Here is a 16,360-nt window from a genome sequence, read left to right on the forward strand (position 1 = left end):
GCGTTGGTCTAATAATAACTTTCTTTAGTTAGGTTGCTGTTTTTTCAAAGTAAACAAGTCACAATAGTGACAAGACCAGTTTGTGATAGAGGATCTCTTGTCAGAATCTTATTCGATCAACCTTTACTTTTGTCCGTTAACCATAAAAGCGTGTGATAGCCAAGCCTCTGAATTGTTGAAGTCTTGGTTGCCTGAAGACGAATTGATCAAGGTTGACCGTTACATTAAACAAGAGGCTAAAGCCCAAGGACTAATGGTGAGGGGCTATCTACGTGGCATACTTTCGCGGCACAGTGATTTATTGCCCAATGAGTGGTGTTTTGAATATGGTGATAAAGGGAAGCCGAGATTAACAGATCCCCAATTTGAGCAAACTGGTATTCATTTTAATTTGAGTCACAGTGGTGCTTGGCTATTGGTTGGCATCTGTGTACCTAAAACGGCCAATAATGAACTCGATGCTGTCGAATTTGGCGTCGACATAGAGCGATGTCGCAGCACGACTAACATTCACTCGATATTGAGTCATTACTTTTCTGAACCTGAAAAAAGAGCCTTGTTAGCGTTACCAGAGGCATTACAGCGAGATCGTTTTTTTGATTTATGGGCGCTTAAGGAATCTTATATAAAAGCCAAAGGGCTTGGTCTTGCTTTATCACTTAAGTCTTTTGCTTTTGATTTTTCAACGGCAGTTAAAAGTAGCTTGCCGCTGCAGCTTGGCCAAAGTGATAGTCCACAAGCAGTTATTAAGCCGGTCGGTATAGATCTTAATAGTCAGATACAGCTAAATTTATTAAATGATAACCAGATAGATGAGCCAGTGCTTGGGCAAATATCAGAAGACGGCATAAGCGCTGCTAAAAACTGGCAGTGTGTGCTTGGTCACTTAGATGAAGATTATCGCTTTGCGGTCAGTGTTGGCGGCTGTGATAAACTCAATTTAAACGCTAAGCAAATGAACTTAAATGAATTATTAACAGTTTACAAATGATGAAACGGGGCATCATGGCCCCGTTTTTAGTTTAAGTATTAGCTATAATATTTAGTGTACAGGAGTCGGTACAATCTCAAATGCTGGATTAAACTCCACCATACTCTCTGCTATTTTACTAAAGGCTGATTTGTCGCCTGTAAGTTTGGCATCGCCATTTGCTAGCAACTCTTTTAGTGTGACTTGCCCTAGTAGAATACGATTTACATCAGCTTTATTGACGATAAGGTTGGCGTCGGCAGCTTGCTCTTTGTCGACCACTGCGTTGCTTAAGTTACCGTTGCTTAACTCTATATAGAGAATGTCTTTGGTATCAGGTGTAATCACATTCATCTTAACGAGTCCGTGTTTTGCAGCCTTTAGGCTGTCAATCTTGACTGCAAGGAAATCAAATAGTGTTGGCATGTCCATCTCACTGATCACATCTGCTGATGCCGTTTTAGGGGCGCCAGCTTGAATACCGACACGTAGCTCTTGGGCGCCAGTTAAGTAGATATTTCTCCAACCTGCGCCTTCAGCTTGATAGCCAAGTTGCTCATACGTATCGGCTAGTAATTGACGAGCTGCGTCATTTTCAGGCTCTGCCATTACAACCTTATTTAATGCGGTAGCAACAAAGCGGTATTCCCCTTGGGCGTAGTCGTCTTTAGCGCGTTTTATTGCTGCATCTGCACCGCCCATGTACTCAACAAACTTGGCAGACTCCTGCTTGGTGGGTAGCGGATTGAGATTAGCTGGATTCATATCAAAGTAACCTAGGTATTTGTTATAAACTGCCTTGGCGTTATGACTGTAGGTACCATGGTAGCCATTGGTGTGCCATGCGTTATAAATTGACTCAGGAATGGTGTCTTGAATTGCATCGCCAATATCTTGAATGCCTACACCGTCGTTAGCGAGTCTCAAGGTTTGATTGTGTACTAAGCCGTAGTTGTCTCGTTGTAAACGTAAGAACGCATTGATCTCTTGATTCCCCCACACCGGTGCTGAGTGAGAGGCAAACAATACTTCGACATCTTGACCAAAGGCGTTAATCATTTCATTAATGTCTTTTGACCACTTGAGCGCATCACGTACTTTAGCACCGCGCAGTGTGTAGATATTGTGCATGCCTTGGTAAGTTAGCTCGCCAGTCCATAGCGCTTTCTTTGATGGAATATAAGTGATCATTTCAGACTCGGCTTCGGTACCAGAGGCGTCCATAAACACCATTTCTAGACCATCAATAGTCAATGTTTCCCACTTGCCTTCACCGTTTAACGTGTAGTCTGGTGCGACGTAGGTGATTTCGCCTTTTGATAGGCCCTTGCCAAGGGCTGCATCAACAATACCGTGATCATGTTTACCCAGCGTTGCCCCGTACTGATATGCAGCGCGGCGGCTCATAGCGTTACCAGCAAGTACGTTTTCATCGACAATTTCTTTAGTGATGTTATCTGAACCGTAGACTTTAACATTGGGGAACATCTCTTGAACACCACGAGAACCACCAAAGTGATCCGCATGACTATGGGAGTAAATCATTGCCACAACGGGTAAATCACCATCTTTTGGTAGGTTCTTTAGCGCAAACTTTAGCGAAGCTTTTGCTGCTTCTTTAGTGAGCAATACATCGTAAGCTATCCAGCCGTTGTCGCTGCGGAGAAGTGTGAGGTTAGACAAGTCGGTACCACGCACTTGATAAATTCCTTCGCTGACTTTGTATAGGCCATTAGGCACCATATTAAGTTGAGCTTGGCGATATAATGATGGGTTAACTGAGTCTGGGATCTCATCGCTAATAAAGGCAAATTCAGCACGCAAGATCTCAGCTGTCGCTTTATCAAATTTTGCGACTAAGTTTTTAGAAGATTGCTCAAATGCACGGGTATCAGCAAAGTTAAGTGTCTCGGCTATCGCCTTGTTGTGGGCAATGGTATGTTCTGTCGCTTCTTTACCTTGGTAATGCACTGTGATGTGGTCATGCTCATGTTGAGCTGCTAGTACATTGAATGAGAATACCGACATGATTGAGATGGCGATTAAAGTCTGTTTCATAGGTTAGCCTCGTAAGATTGACTCAGTTCAAAGCTTTGATGCCTCATGTGTTAAATATCTTGTTGCAACCGATGAGACATTTGCTTAATTGAGGTCAGTATAGGTAACTTGAACTGATTAATAATTAGCGCTAACTTAAGATTTAATATTTATATTATGAATGTGTAGGTGTTAAATAATCGACTTAATTGAGCCTTTCTGTTTGGGCAAAGGAGTGATTAGATTTATGTCGCAGCAAAAAGCATTTGATTTGAATTTATTTCGAATTTTTACCGCGGTTTATCGTACCTCGTCCTTTAGCCGAGCAGCTGAAGAGCTTGATTTAACTCAGTCTTCAGTTAGCAACGCTATCTCTAGACTGAAAAGCACAATGGGAGAAGAGTTGTTTATTCGGGTTGGCAGGGGAGTTAAACCTACAGCAAGTGCGATGAATTTATATCAGCAATTAGCTGCACCTATGTCAGAGGTGGAGCAGGTTGCTACTAGCTTTGAGTTATTTGACGCCAGCGCCAGCGAGCGAACTTTCTATGTTTATGCTAGTGAGTCGGCAATTCTTTTACTACAGTCTGTTGTAGAGCGCTTACTTGATAACTTGTCGATGAGTATTGTGTTTCGTGAGCCGCCACTTATTGAGGAGGAACTGCAGATGGATTTGCAGTTGCAAAAAGTCGATTTAGCCGTAGATATTTGGTTGCCTGAATCGAGCTCTTTTAAAAGTGAAAAGGTGATGCAAGACAAATTGGTATGTGTCGCAAGGAAAGCGCATCCGCGGATTAAAGGCAGTATCACACATGAGCAGTACTTTAATGAAAAACACATCATCTTTAAGATGCGCCGCGATAATTTAAGTGTTGCCGATCTGCTGACTAAGCAGGTTTTACCCGCGCGCAAGATGTACAGCGAACAATCATCAATTTTAAGTATGATGGCTTTAGCTTCTAAAAGTGATGCCTTAGCTATTGCTTCTAAGTCCTATGCTGATGAGTATGCACAGATGTTTGGTTTACAGGTATTTGAGCTGCCATTTGATACAGAGCCGATTGAATACCACATGGTTTGGAGCCATAAATTACAACAAAATCCAGCCAATATTTGGTTAAGAGGCTTGTTAAATCGAGCGATAGCACTTCGGAGTGATCGTTTTTAAATAATCGAATAGTAGGCAAAAAAATACCTGTAATGCTTAGCACTACAGGTAATTATTGAGGCTTGATTACTGACGAGCTAAACGTTGGTTTTCGGCTGGTTGCTCAAAATCACTACGATATGGATTAATATCCAAACCACCACGACGGGTGTAACGAGCATAAACAGTTAGTTTAGCGCATTGGCAGAAGCGTTTAAGATCAACGAAAATACGCTCTACGCATTGTTCGTGAAACTCATTGTGCTGCCTGAATGAGATTAAATATCTTAGCAGTTTTTCACGATCAATCTTTGGTCCTTGATAGCGGATCATCACTGTACCCCAGTCAGGCTGAGAGGTGATTAAACAGTTTGACTTCAATAGGTTTGAGGTCAGGGTTTCAGCTACCATGACTTTTTCATCAACACTATCGGCTAGATGGTCTGGATTAAAGCTATAGTCATCAACTTCGATATCCAAGTCGTCAATACAGTTACCAGGCATATCAACGACTCGTAGGTGATTAAACTGTTTAGGCTCGATAACCTTAACGCTCACTTCACCTTCGGCGCAGGCACTTAAATCTTCAGTTAAGCGCTGTTGAACTGCTTGCACACTATCAAAACGTGTTTGGTTGTAGCTATTCAGATAAAGTTTGAATGATTTAGACTCAATCAGGTTTTTGCTATCAAAACTCAGATTAAAGTCAGCAATCGCAACCATAGGTTTGCCTTTGGCATTTAACCAAGACAATTCATAACCAGTCCAAATATCGCAACCATGAAACGGTAGTTCATTGGTGAGGCCAATGGCATCACGATTTAATTTGCGTGGTACGCCTTGTAGTAAAGATGCATCATACTGCTCTTGATAACCTGTCGACTTTCCTAAGGTTAATTCTGAAAGTTCGGGGGCGTTACTGTAGGGATCATGATGTTGTGTCATCAATACGGTTTCCATGTCAAAATAGACCCCTATTATAACTGATTTTGGAACTGGCTTAAGTGTCTTCTTTACCTGCTTTAGATCTTTTTTTATCTAAATATCAACAAGCCTATATGGATAAGCTTGGTGAACAGCCAAGATATTACCCTCAAGGACAAACATCTGACTGTGTTATTGCTGAAGCGGGCGCTGATGGGGCTGTGTTTTGGCAAGCCGTTGTTCGCCAACAGTCTGGAGAGTTTACCAATGTTGAATCTGCGCTTGAGTTAACTTTATCGGCAGAGATCAATTCATTTTTTGGCAAACATTTTTCTGCGCCAGTGTTTTTTGATTCTCCTTGGGGAGCGGGTGAGCTTATTCAAGTATGGAACCAAACGGATTTTGAATACTTGCAGCAGAATATCATTGGTCACCTAATGATGAAGAAAAAGCTGAAGCAAGAAGCGACTTGGTTTTTTGGTATTTTAGATGAAGAAGATAAAATGCTGACAGTTAATAATAATGATGGCAGCGTATGGATTGAAGTTGCTGGAGAGGTACAGACTGTAAAATTAAGTGACAGTCTAGATGAATTTATAAGTCAATTAACTCCAAAAGTTACCCCTGCGATTAAACCCGTTGAGGAACCAATGCCACAATTAGAGCATCCAGGTATTTGGCAAAGAATGAAAATCATGTGGGCTAATTTACGCGGAAAATAATCTGCTGTTATATCTAAATGGCGCTTATCTAGGAGAAGTAGATAGGCGCCATTTTTATTTATGGTGGCTAAACTCTAACGTGACAAGTGCTGCTTTATATCAATTGGTATTATAAATGATCCCAAGAGATGTTAGACACTATGCGGCACGGCTCGCAGCGAAAATGGAACATATCTAATAAAGGCTCATCTAGTAGCCACTCTTTACTGCCACACTTAGGGCAGGCTCGTTGTTTTTCAGCTGCTAAGCTTTCTCCACCGACGCGATATAGATAGTAATAGGTTGGGATTTTCGTTAGATATTCGACTCTGCCACGTAGATCCCAGCCTCGTCTAAATAGATCGCTTTGGTGGTTAGTTAATTCTTCAAGTGCGGCAAATTCAGCCTTAGTTGCAGCCGCCATTTGTAATTCATCACATGCTTGCCACTCGGTTTGCCAACGGATCATGCGTTTATGATCGCCATTCGCCGTTGCTGGAATGTGATACAGCGGAATAGGCTGCAAGGTATCGCCATTTCTGAGCGGAGAGCACATATGGACATAACTGGTATAAAGCAGTTGCCAGCTTGGTGTGTCTTGGCTAGAGACTTCAGAGTTTATGTCTTGGCCAATATATTTCTCGCGTGGTGCTAGCAGTTTGGCTTCAGTGAGTTGGTTGAGTGCTGCATTAACCCAAGGGCTATTAAAACGTTTAGCTAAGCTGCTTTTTTCTGGGGTTAACATGCGGGCTTTGAATTCACCTTCATTAAAAGCTACCGCAAACTCTCGTCCTAGCACTTGCCCATTCGCACGATACGCTTCGAGTAAACCATTTATTGCTTTCTCAGCAGCGGTAATTGTGGTGTTGTCAAAACATTCAAATCTAAGCTCAATTACATGCATTGGGTATCACGCTCTTGTTTCATTTGGCTTTGTTGTAATTCTTCAAATTGGCTTTTAAGTGTAATGAATTCGGCTTTTAACTCATTAAGCGCTGTTTCTAACTGCACAATTCTATCAGCCTGTTCGGCTTGGGATAAGTTTGTTCGCTCATTATTTGAGGGACTTGTAGATGCTAAATCAGCAGGTATTGCTTGCTTGTCTGCTTCGGTCATAGATTTGAATTGTTGTAACCCTTGGATGAGCTCTCTCATTGGAATGCTATTACCAAGTTTAGTTTTAATTAATGCTAATGTAGGCTCTCTGCCGTCATTATAGATTTTTTTGGCTGCGGTTAGCACTTGCTCAATAGGAGTCATTATTAGTCAAATTCCTTAAAAATTAGCATTTTTATCAAACAGTTCGAAAACTAAAAACGTGTTAAAACAAATAAAATCACTTAAAACAATAACTTGTGTTTTGGCATGCTAGTTGCTTTATCAAAACAAAAAATAAACGTCATAACAGGAAGTTAAAAATGAAAAACAAATTATTAAGTTTAGTGTTTTTTGGGATTGCAAGCTTAGGGCTAACCGGCTGTGTGGTCAATGTTGGTGATGGTGAATCTGATTGGGATAACCATGGCGGATGGGAAAAAACACAAAATAAAAATCGTGATAATTTAGCTAAAATATCTTTAGGAATGAGTAAAGAGCAGGTCGTTACATTAATGGGTACAGCTGACTTTAATGAAGCCTATATCCAAGCTGACAAAGAAGTTTATGTTCTTTTTTATCGGACTCAACGCACACAAGGTGACGGTAAAACGACTAAAGATGAATGTACACCAGTTGTGATTAGCAATAACGCTGTTGTAGGCTGGGGCGAAATGGCTTACAGCAAGATTTAGCTACAAAGTTTTGCTTTTAGTTTGTCTTAATAAGGTGTCCAATTGATCGATAACTTCTGTCCATTGGGCATCTTCATTTAACGACTCCGCTAAAAAATGTTTTTGAGACACCGTCCAAAAAGCCGCTTGTTGTAGCAATATATTACTAGGTAATTGATGCTCGTGAATAAACTTTTCGATAGCCTCATCGTCATTCGCTAGTCCTAATTGTGAAAAAAGATGAGGTAGATCTTGCGGTGTGGTATCCATAGCAGACTCATTTCAAAGTACCCTCTATTTAGTATGGACGATAACTTAATTAGTTGTTGAAAAGTCATGCTTCATTATTTACGACTTCTTCGTTCAGTTTATCTATTTATCAATTATATCTCTGTAAAATCTGTACTCAGCGAGTGCGGTTATCGGAACGATAGTTGATTATTAATTGCACTTATTTACATTCTTGTTACATTGGTATTGTGTGAAAAAAGCAAGGACCACAACAATGGAACAACAAGCCATGGAAGAGTGCCGCGCAGTATATCTCACGGCAGAAGACCTGCGCATTGCCGCTTCAATTATCTATAACGCTTATCATGACGATCCTTTTTTTATCGACACGCTTTTTAGTGGCGACCAAGCTCAGTACGAACAAAAGCTTCGCGGGGCGATCAGGGAAGAACTCAATGAACTCTGGCAGCAAGAGCAAGCATTGATAGGGATGTTTGTTGGTGAGAGGCTTATTGGTGTTGCTTGTATCGTTACTCAGCAGCTTCCCCTAGGAGAGGCTCGCTTCTGGCATTGGCGCTTGAAAATGTTATTTAGTACTGGATGGTACTCAACTCAAGCATTGATGAATAAGGAAACCCAAATTATAGAAAGTTTGCCTAGTAGCCAGTGTGGTGTGTTGCAATTTATTGCCATCGCAAATGTAGAGCAAGGCAAAGGTTACGGTAGTAAGTTAATTAATGCCGTTCTGAGTTGGTGTGACGAACAACCTCATTTAGATGGGATAGGTGTGTTTGCTAATCATCAACAACATATTGAGCTATTTTCTAGTCACCATTTTGAAAAAATTGAGTCACTTGCAATCGGCAAAGTGGATGGAGAATTACTGTTTTATAAGGGGGCTAGTAGTGAATAAAGGTTATCAGACTTTTAGCGAGTTTTACCCATTTTACTTATCTCAGCACCAGCACAAAATTTGCCGTGTTTTGCATTATATAGGTAGCAGTTTAGTCATAATGTTGTTTGCCTATATTTGCTTGAGTCAGCGCTGGAGCTTGATGTTGCTTTTACCTGTTATTGGTTATGGGTTTGCATGGGTTGGTCATTTTGTGTTTGAGAAGAATCGTCCTGCTACTTTTGAGTACCCTTTGTATAGTTTTATGGCTGATTGGGTGATGTTGTTTCAAGCGATAACCAAACGAAATTAAGCTTGAATTCACATTGAGATAATTTGTTTGTGCGAGATCTCTTACGATGGTGTGGGATATCGATAGGTTTATTGGCTGTATAGAGCGTTCAATAGATATTAAACTGTTTAATATTAGAGGTTTAACGTAAAAATCTCTTGTTGCGTCATTGTTGTCTCTTTGTTTGTTGGTGTTTTTTGTCAAAACAAGTACGCCTAATTAGGTAAACTGGGAACCAGAAATTGATTTGAACTGAAAGGATTTGGTTTTAATCGGTTTTTTGTAAGATGTTTCATTATTTTGAGCTAAGTGCGTTAAAGGATTAAGAATGTAGATTAGCTGAAGATAATTAGCAGGATGCTACTAGGACAACCTCAGGATGAGGAGTTTAGCTTAGGGAAAGCTAATGAAAGGATTCGGTACGCAAGTACAAGGATATACAGGGAGTTACAAGGAAGAAGCAGGAAGCAAGTTAGCCAAGGATGATGCAGGGAATGCACATAATATAGCGGGAAAGCTAAAATAAAGCAGTACCAAGGGCGCACCATTAGGTGCGCCCTTACTTTGTGTTAATAGTCATTTGAACGCAATTGCTCGCATGTTTGTAAGAGATCTCCTACAAGCTCGTAAGAAATACATACTTAGTATCAGTGATTTATCTGCTTAAATTAATTTTAAATTAATAAATACAGCAACTTATTTGTTTTCATCTGCAATTTAATATTAAAGTGCATGTTAAATAAATGTTCAGCTCAAGATCAAGGTGGATGTTTTGGTCTATTATTTAATTGTGCTAGGAAGCACGTTAGGAAGTAATAAGGTTTAGGGATAAACACAGTGTCGATGGAATGGCACTTAAAGGATGAAAATCAAGGAGGCGATTAAGGATGGATTGCCACAACAGCTAGAGGATAGCCAAATAATCCAGGATGGACTGTGTTACCTAGGAAGGTACATGCTAAGGACAGTAGCTGAAAGGATGCTCAAGGAAGAAACGGGACACGCTCAAGGTTGAGTATGCTTGATACAGGAATTATCAAGAGAAAGGAATCGTACTGTAAAGTACATGGAAGCATTGGATAAGGAAGATGCAGGAGCAAAGTTACGCAAGGATGGTGCAGGGAGCACTCATATATAGCGGGATGAGCTTACACAATGATAGAAAAGGCACGACCCTTCGGGGCCGTGCCTTTACTTTTCTATGAGCTTCTAGTTTTTTAGCTAGTTTTGCCGACTATCCTTGCTTAAAACCTACTTACAGCCACCTGAGCTACAATTACCGCGAGAGCGACCGCCACAACCGCCACCAACCGAGCCTCTTGCTTCAGGTGCCTCATGCCATTCAGGCTCAGGGAAGATTGGCCATTGAATTTTTTGGATTTTCTTACCGTGCATCCACAGACTGCCACGATATTGGTTGATACCGTCGGTGCTAAACTCAAATAGGTATTTGACTTTCCAAGTGAGGCCACTACTGCCACCTAAGCTAGGCTTTGCAGATTCTTGAGCGATTGCAAGTAATTGAACTTTCTGCTTTTTACACTCTTTATTGGCAAATATTCGGCTTAGCTCAGCCATTTGTCGCAATTGCCAAAAAAATGCAGCAATCATGACTACTGCGGCAATTATCAAAAAATCAGTCATCATCCTTTTGTTACCTTGAAAAGTCCGCCAATTGCAGCTGCAAGCTCTGCGCTGCGGTTAGGGTTTCGCAGTTGCCCAAGAAGCTGCGTGCGAATTAATGGTATCGCCACAATATCAGCAAAAATCTGGTTAAAGAAGTGCTGCGGCTGTTTTGCTAAGGCTTCTAAGTAGATAGTGAGAGTTTGCTCATCTTTTAAGGCTGACCAGTTTCGGGCTGCAATGGTCACTAGCATTTCATCGCCGAGCTGGTTAGCTGCATCTAATTCAGCGATTGCTTGCTGGCTGAGTTTAGTTTGTGATGCAATTCCTCTCAGGAAAAATGGCTTATTTTCAACTTTTGCAGCTTGCAGATGTTCAACTAGCTTTTGTGCTAACGACTCATCAATATTTAAGTGTTCTAAACACTGACAAACGGCAATTTTTACTTCTAACGCCCAGTTATCAAAACCTTTAGCTAAGATATCTTGATGATCCAGTTGTTGGCTTCTTACGCAGACATCAGCAATACCCTGTAAGCCAATATTTTGCCATTGTTCACTCGGGTATTGGCCTGATAGATATTGATAAGCAAACTCATATTGCGGTGATGCTTTTTGGCCTAATTGCTTTCTTACTAGTGCATTAAATACCGCAAGTTTTTCTTGAGTTGGCTTAAAATTAAATGGGTGGTTGGCCATCTGTTCTTGCTGTTGTTCGGTTAATGGCTGGGTAGGATCTCGGCCTAATGCTTCAACAATCATCTTAATAAACTGGATCCGTGGCGCTGGAGACAGTAATCCGCGTTCATCAAGAGGCAGTTTAATAAACCAAATATAATGTTGCTGACTGGCGTCCCAGAATACGATTGCAAATTGCGCATGTCCTTGAATTGGCGATGGATAAGGACAATGTAATTCTTCTATCTGATGAAACGCCATCATATCGATATGTTGTACTCGACGCCCCATGTCATAGACTTGGAATTGAGTATTAGCCGTTTTTAAAAAGTCGCTTAGGGTCGTTATTTGTGTCATATCGTTATCGAGTGTAGGAAAATTAGCGCATATTATAGGGATAACTCTGAACAGATGGTATCATCGCGCGTTAATTTTCCAACGCTGAGCATAGTGACTTTAAACTACGTTGAGAGAGGCGAGTTTGGTAGCAGATAGCACGCGAAATAAGTTACGAATTTTAGAGGGTGAGCTTGCAAAGCAGGGCTTATTAAGTGAAACGCCGCCAAGTGAGCAAGCCTTGGCAAGTACAGCGCCTTTTGCCTGTGATGCAATGCCATTTGAGCAATGGCTGCAGTTTATATTTTTACCAAAAATGCATTATTTGCTAGATAACGGTATGTCGTTGCCCGCCGCAATGAGTGTTGCACCGATGGCTGAGCATGTTTGGGCTGATAAAACTAACTACCAGAATATTATTTCGCTTCTTGCAGAGTTAGATAGGCTTGTTAGTAAGGCGAGATAGTCGGTTAATAAGAGAGCTTTTTAATGAGTGATAAAATCACACAACTCACCGAGCAGCAAAATGCGACTTTGATTGAGCAACAGCCTATTGAGATGGCGGATGCAAATGAAGAGCAAGAAGTTGCGCCGCATATTGAAATATTATTTGAAGATGACGATGTGGTTGTGATCCACAAGCCTGCCGGGCTATTAGTTCACCGCAGCTACCTTGCTCGTCGCGAACGTTTTTTTGCCATGCAATTAACCCGTGATCTTGTTGGTTGCCATGTGTTCCCTGTACATAGGTTAGATAGACCAACATCAGGTATTTTACTGTTTGCTAAAAGCAGTGAAATGGCCAATGTATTATGTGAACAGTTTGCTGCGCACACAGTTGATAAAGAGTATTTGGCGATAGTTAGGGGGAATATGCACCAAGCTGCGACCCTTGATTACCCGTTAAAAGAGGAACTGGATGATTTGGGTGATAAAGATGTGGATCCTAATAAAGCAGCCCAAGATGCAGTTACCTCATATAAACCACTGCTAAATAGTGAGATCCCTTATGCTTCGGGTCGCTATCCAACTAGTCGTTATGGTTTAGTGCATCTATCTCCACATACTGGTCGCAAACATCAGTTAAGACGACACATGGCTCACTTACGCCATCCAATCCTTGGGGATACAACCCATGGAGATGGTAAGCAGAATAAGTTCTTCCGCACTCATTTTGGCGTTAACCGCTTGTGGTTGATAGCGAAGAAGTTGAGCTTCAATCACCCAAGAACTGGTGAGCGTATTAGTGTTGAAACAGAGCTAGAACAAGAGTGGCTAGATTTGTTCACTGGCCTTGGTTGGAGTGATACAGAGTTAGCAACTGACAAATTATCAATTGAGTTTGTTTAGCCGATAATAAACGCTAATTGAATAAGCTGGAGTACTTGTTAAGACTCCAGCTTTTTTATGGCTTCACTTGATTAGCTTTACTGGGAAACGGGCTGAAGCTACTGGTTATATCCCGACTTTCATTGTCGTCGTTTATTGTCGCCTGCGCAGACTTAAAACATTGTATTGTATTGAAATAGCACATTCTTCGAATATGAGCACTACGTTGAAGATGTTTACGGTGCCTTTGTCGACAAGAATGCTTCATGTGTTCGCCCTTTTTGAGGTCACTTATAATTGCTACAAAGGCTTGCAGCAATGTTTGCTGATCCAGTATGTTAAGGATATAACTAAATGGCTTTTAGGCGAAGTAAAACATGGAAAAAGTGAATCTAGTTTTTGGAACAGTTTATGGTGGTGCCCAATTTGTTGCCGAGAATTTACAGCAAGGGTTAACTGATGCAGGTATTGAAGCGACTCTGTATCAACCAGACCAACTTGGCGGCTTTATTCCCCCAGAAAATGAGTTATTGCTAATAGTGTGTTCAACAACGGGTCAGGGAGATATTCCTGATGATATTCAGCCTTGGTTTTATGAGATCCAGCAAAAAGCGCCTTACCTACCTAATTTGAAGTTTGGTTTGATTGGTTTAGGTGATTCGAGTTATGAGACGTTCTGTGGTGCCAGTGAGCAGTTTTTAGCACTTTTTGAAGAGTTAGGTGCTAAACGTTTAGGTGATTTCCTTAAGGTCGATGCAGGGGAGACCATGGAGCCAGAGGTTGAAGCGCTCGCTTGGTTGCCTAATTGGATAGAGTTGATCGCTAAAGAGCGCGCAGCTTAACTAAAATGCATGCTAGCTTAATTGAAGCGCGGCTTTTTAGTCGCGCTTTTTCATATCAGTTTTATACCATCAATATAAGAATTTTTTCACCTAGCGGTTCGTTTTATATCAGATAGTCAAAGCTCATTTAAAACTCTCTTTAAGTTATTGCTAATTTGATAACTATCATAGCTGATAATTCCACAATCTTTAGTTTACTGGCTAAGATCTCAGTAAATATCGCACTGATATTGAATCTAGATAGCTCACAAGGTATAGCTAGAAAAACGTTTCAGAAGCTTGAGGGGATTATGCAAAGAAAAGTATTAATAATTGATTGTGCGGACGCTTCTGGGCTGATCACTAAAATAACCGGAGTGTGTTTTGCCAATGGGCTAAATATTATTAAGAACAGTGAGTTTGTTGATAATGCTCAGGGGCGATTTTTTATGCGTACAGAGCTTGAAGGGGAGCGTTTTTCACCATCGCTTGCTAATGACATTCAAGCCATTTTACCTGAGCGTAGCCGTATTCGTTTGGTTGATTCGGGTAAAAAGCGTGTAGTGATTATGGTGACCAAAGAGGCTCATTGTTTAGGTGATATTCTGATTAAGTCATACTCTGGTGCACTTGATATTGAAATTGCTGCAGTGATTGGTAACCATCAAGTATTACAACCTTTGGTAGATAAGTTTGATATTCCGTTTTATTACGTTAGCCATCAAGACCTAAACCGCAGCGAACATGAATCAAAAATACTTGAAATCATTGCGCAACATGCACCAGATTACATTGTACTAGCCAAGTTTATGCGGGTTCTTACGCCTGAGTTTGTCAGTCAATATCCTAGTCAAATCATCAATATCCATCACTCTTTTTTACCTGCATTTGTTGGGGCTTCGCCCTATAAACAAGCTTGGGAAAGAGGCGTTAAAATTATTGGTGCCACAGCGCACTTTGTCACAGACTCTTTAGATGAAGGCCCGATCATTAAGCAAGATGTGATTCCTGTGGATCATAGTTATAGTGCTGAAGATCTTGCCCGTTGTGGCAGAGATGTAGAGAAAAGTGTATTGAGTAAAGCGTTGCAATTGGTTATCAATGAAGATGTCATCGTATACGGCAATAAAACAGTGGTGTTTTAACCAAAGTTTACCAAGCCAATAATAAAAAAGAGGCGTGAGCCTCTTCTGGTTTTAGCAATTAATAGTTAATTACATATAAGTCAGTATTGGATTTTAGTGCTGCAAGATCTTTAATAGTGACTGTACCTTGGTTATAAGGGGCTATTTTTCTAGCTGTCTTATCGGCACCCGCATTGACTGCAAAGTTATAGAAGCTCTCACCATTACAAACTAGGCGAGGGAATACTCTGTTTTTATTGATACGATAGTCTTTCATCGTTCTATTAAACTGAAAAGTATTATTACTTGCTCCTGCTTTACAGACTTGAATTAAGGTGTGTTCAATCTGAGGCGACATTGCTGCGCTACTGCTGAATGATATAGCTAAGGCAGCTCCAGCCAAAACGATTGTTTTAATCATATTATGCTCCTGCATGATGTTGGGGTTCATGCTTGAGTAAAGTGCAACTTACAGCAGTTGCTTGAAAAATTGCTAGAGACTTGTATCAAGATATTGGTAGCAGCACAGAGTGTGTCTGTGGGTTACAAAGTATGTCAATTGTGAATAAATAAAAACAAAAATCCCGCATAAATGCGGGATTTTTAGTGGTTCATGCTCGAACTAAACTAGTCTACGATGCGTAATAGTTCGTTGATGCCCACTTTACCGCGAGTTTTTTCATCAACCTTTTTAACGATGATGGCTGCATAAAGGCTGTAAGTGCCGCACTTCGATGGCAAGTTACCAGCAACAACAACAGAACCCGCAGGAACACGACCGTAATGGATTTCACCGGTTTCACGATCAAAAATTCGTGTACTTTGACCAATGTACACACCCATAGAAATCACAGAACCTTCTTCAACGATCACGCCTTCTACAATTTCAGAGCGTGCGCCGATAAAGCAGTTATCTTCAATAATGGTAGGGCCTGCTTGTAATGGCTCTAAAACACCGCCAATACCAACACCACCAGAAAGATGAACGTTCTTACCGATCTGAGCACAAGAACCAACAGTCGCCCAAGTATCAACCATAGAGCCTTCATCGACGTATGCGCCTAGGTTAACGTAAGATGGCATCAATACTGTGTTCTTAGCAATGAATGAACCTTTACGTACAGCTGCTGGTGGCACGACACGGATCGCTTCTTTACGAAAACGAGCTTCATCGTAGTCAGCAAATTTCATTGGAACTTTGTCGAAGTATTTAGTTTCTGCACCGTCGATAACTTGGTTATCGAAAATACGGAACGAAAGCAGTACTGCTTTCTTTAGCCATTGATGTACGTGCCACTCACCATCAATTTTTTCAGCCACTCTGGCTTCACCAGTGTCTAGCATTGTAATGACTTTCTCAACATCAGCACGTACGCTAGCGTCAACTGTTGCTGGAGTGATTTCTGCGCGTGCTTCAAAAGCCGCCTCAATACGTTGGCGTAAAGCCTCCATTAACTTCTCCCAATATTCCGGTTAAATATAAAAGT

General features: G+C 41.0%; 19 protein-coding genes. 10 read left to right on the plus strand and 9 right to left on the minus strand.

Going from position 1 to position 16,360, the window contains the following annotated elements; genetic code table 11:
- Positions 1-97: 97 nt before the first annotated feature.
- Positions 98-991 (plus strand): 4'-phosphopantetheinyl transferase family protein, encoded by an 894-nt coding sequence (locus L884_RS22115; protein WP_051435636.1) that lies wholly within the window; start codon positions 98-100, stop codon positions 989-991.
- Between the two features lie 51 nt (positions 992-1,042).
- Here the strand turns inward: L884_RS22115 and L884_RS0113795 are convergent, their stop codons facing one another.
- Positions 1,043-3,028, minus strand: coding sequence for an alkyl/aryl-sulfatase (locus L884_RS0113795; protein WP_028768043.1), 1,986 nt, complete (start codon positions 3,026-3,028; stop codon positions 1,043-1,045).
- 226 nt (positions 3,029-3,254) lie between these two features.
- Here L884_RS0113795 and L884_RS0113800 point away from each other — a divergent pair, with 226 nt between their 5' ends.
- Positions 3,255-4,175 (plus strand): LysR family transcriptional regulator, encoded by a 921-nt coding sequence (locus tag L884_RS0113800; RefSeq protein ID WP_028768044.1) that lies wholly within the window; start codon positions 3,255-3,257, stop codon positions 4,173-4,175.
- A gap of 66 nt (positions 4,176-4,241) precedes the next feature.
- On the opposite strand, the gene queF is transcribed toward L884_RS0113800, so the two are convergent.
- Positions 4,242-5,099 (minus strand): NADPH-dependent 7-cyano-7-deazaguanine reductase QueF, encoded by an 858-nt coding sequence (queF, locus tag L884_RS0113805; protein ID WP_028768045.1) that lies wholly within the window; start codon positions 5,097-5,099, stop codon positions 4,242-4,244.
- Positions 5,100-5,158: 59 nt separating this feature from the next.
- Between queF and syd the strand changes: the two genes are divergently transcribed.
- A complete protein-coding gene (gene syd, locus L884_RS0113810; protein WP_028768046.1) occupies positions 5,159-5,800 on the plus strand; it encodes a SecY-interacting protein in 642 nt (213 codons plus the stop codon).
- 109 nt (positions 5,801-5,909) lie between these two features.
- Here the strand turns inward: syd and L884_RS0113815 are convergent, their stop codons facing one another.
- Entirely contained in the window at positions 5,910-6,683 is a 774-nt protein-coding gene (locus L884_RS0113815) for a Zn-ribbon-containing protein (RefSeq protein ID WP_028768047.1), read from the minus strand.
- Entirely contained in the window at positions 6,674-7,039 is a 366-nt protein-coding gene (locus L884_RS0113820) for a hypothetical protein (RefSeq protein WP_028768048.1), read from the minus strand. The genes L884_RS0113815 and L884_RS0113820 overlap by 10 nt, the downstream gene beginning before the upstream one ends.
- A 158-nt stretch (positions 7,040-7,197) precedes the next feature.
- Here L884_RS0113820 and L884_RS0113825 point away from each other — a divergent pair, with 158 nt between their 5' ends.
- Positions 7,198-7,569, plus strand: a complete 372-nt coding sequence (locus L884_RS0113825) for a DUF3192 domain-containing protein (RefSeq protein ID WP_028768049.1) — start codon at positions 7,198-7,200, stop codon at positions 7,567-7,569.
- Here L884_RS0113825 and L884_RS0113830 read toward each other — a convergent pair whose 3' ends face one another.
- The gene (locus L884_RS0113830; protein ID WP_028768050.1) at positions 7,570-7,818 is read right to left on the minus strand and encodes a DUF2789 domain-containing protein; all 249 of its coding nucleotides are present in this window, start codon (positions 7,816-7,818) and stop codon (positions 7,570-7,572) included.
- A 235-nt stretch (positions 7,819-8,053) separates the two neighbouring features.
- Between L884_RS0113830 and L884_RS0113835 the strand changes: the two genes are divergently transcribed.
- Together L884_RS0113835 and L884_RS0113840 are read left to right on the plus strand one after the other, a co-directional pair.
- Positions 8,054-8,692: a GNAT family N-acetyltransferase gene (locus L884_RS0113835; RefSeq protein ID WP_028768051.1), complete on the plus strand. Its 639-nt coding sequence runs from the start codon at positions 8,054-8,056 to the stop codon at positions 8,690-8,692.
- Positions 8,652-8,984 carry an Mpo1-like protein gene (locus L884_RS0113840; protein WP_051435637.1) on the plus strand — a complete coding sequence of 111 codons (333 nt, stop codon included), beginning with the start codon at positions 8,652-8,654 and terminating at the stop codon, positions 8,982-8,984. The genes L884_RS0113835 and L884_RS0113840 overlap by 41 nt, the downstream gene beginning before the upstream one ends.
- A 1,230-nt stretch (positions 8,985-10,214) precedes the next feature.
- On the opposite strand, the gene L884_RS0113855 is transcribed toward L884_RS0113840, so the two are convergent.
- Positions 10,215-10,610, minus strand: coding sequence for a DUF3301 domain-containing protein (locus L884_RS0113855; protein ID WP_028768053.1), 396 nt, complete (start codon positions 10,608-10,610; stop codon positions 10,215-10,217).
- Complete coding sequence (locus L884_RS0113860; protein WP_028768054.1) at positions 10,607-11,620, minus strand: DUF3549 family protein; 1,014 nt, start codon at positions 11,618-11,620, stop codon at positions 10,607-10,609. Before L884_RS0113860 ends, L884_RS0113855 begins: the two co-directional genes overlap by 4 nt.
- 124 nt (positions 11,621-11,744) lie before the next feature.
- Between L884_RS0113860 and L884_RS0113865 the strand changes: the two genes are divergently transcribed.
- The 4 genes from L884_RS0113865 to purU all read left to right on the plus strand — a co-directional run bounded on the left by L884_RS0113865 (position 11,745) and on the right by purU (position 14,894).
- A complete protein-coding gene (locus tag L884_RS0113865) occupies positions 11,745-12,065 on the plus strand; it encodes a YqcC family protein (protein ID WP_028768055.1) in 321 nt (106 codons plus the stop codon).
- A 92-nt stretch (positions 12,066-12,157) separates the two neighbouring features.
- Positions 12,158-12,949 (plus strand): tRNA pseudouridine(65) synthase TruC, encoded by a 792-nt coding sequence (truC, locus tag L884_RS0113870; protein WP_051435655.1) that lies wholly within the window; start codon positions 12,158-12,160, stop codon positions 12,947-12,949.
- A 356-nt stretch (positions 12,950-13,305) separates the two neighbouring features.
- Positions 13,306-13,770 carry a flavodoxin gene (locus L884_RS0113875; RefSeq protein ID WP_028768057.1) on the plus strand — a complete coding sequence of 155 codons (465 nt, stop codon included), beginning with the start codon at positions 13,306-13,308 and terminating at the stop codon, positions 13,768-13,770.
- Between the two features lie 290 nt (positions 13,771-14,060).
- The gene (gene purU / locus L884_RS0113880) at positions 14,061-14,894 is read left to right on the plus strand and encodes a formyltetrahydrofolate deformylase (RefSeq protein ID WP_028768058.1); all 834 of its coding nucleotides are present in this window, start codon (positions 14,061-14,063) and stop codon (positions 14,892-14,894) included.
- Positions 14,895-14,952: 58 nt separating this feature from the next.
- Here purU and L884_RS0113885 read toward each other — a convergent pair whose 3' ends face one another.
- Together L884_RS0113885 and dapD are read right to left on the minus strand one after the other, a co-directional pair.
- A complete protein-coding gene (locus L884_RS0113885) occupies positions 14,953-15,294 on the minus strand; it encodes a DUF3718 domain-containing protein (RefSeq protein ID WP_028768059.1) in 342 nt (113 codons plus the stop codon).
- 206 nt (positions 15,295-15,500) lie between these two features.
- Positions 15,501-16,325 (minus strand): 2,3,4,5-tetrahydropyridine-2,6-dicarboxylate N-succinyltransferase, encoded by an 825-nt coding sequence (gene dapD, locus L884_RS0113890; protein ID WP_028768060.1) that lies wholly within the window; start codon positions 16,323-16,325, stop codon positions 15,501-15,503.
- Positions 16,326-16,360 lie beyond the last annotated feature (35 nt).

The organism is Shewanella fidelis ATCC BAA-318 (assembly GCF_000518605.1).
Lineage (GTDB): Bacteria > Pseudomonadota > Gammaproteobacteria > Enterobacterales > Shewanellaceae > Shewanella > Shewanella fidelis.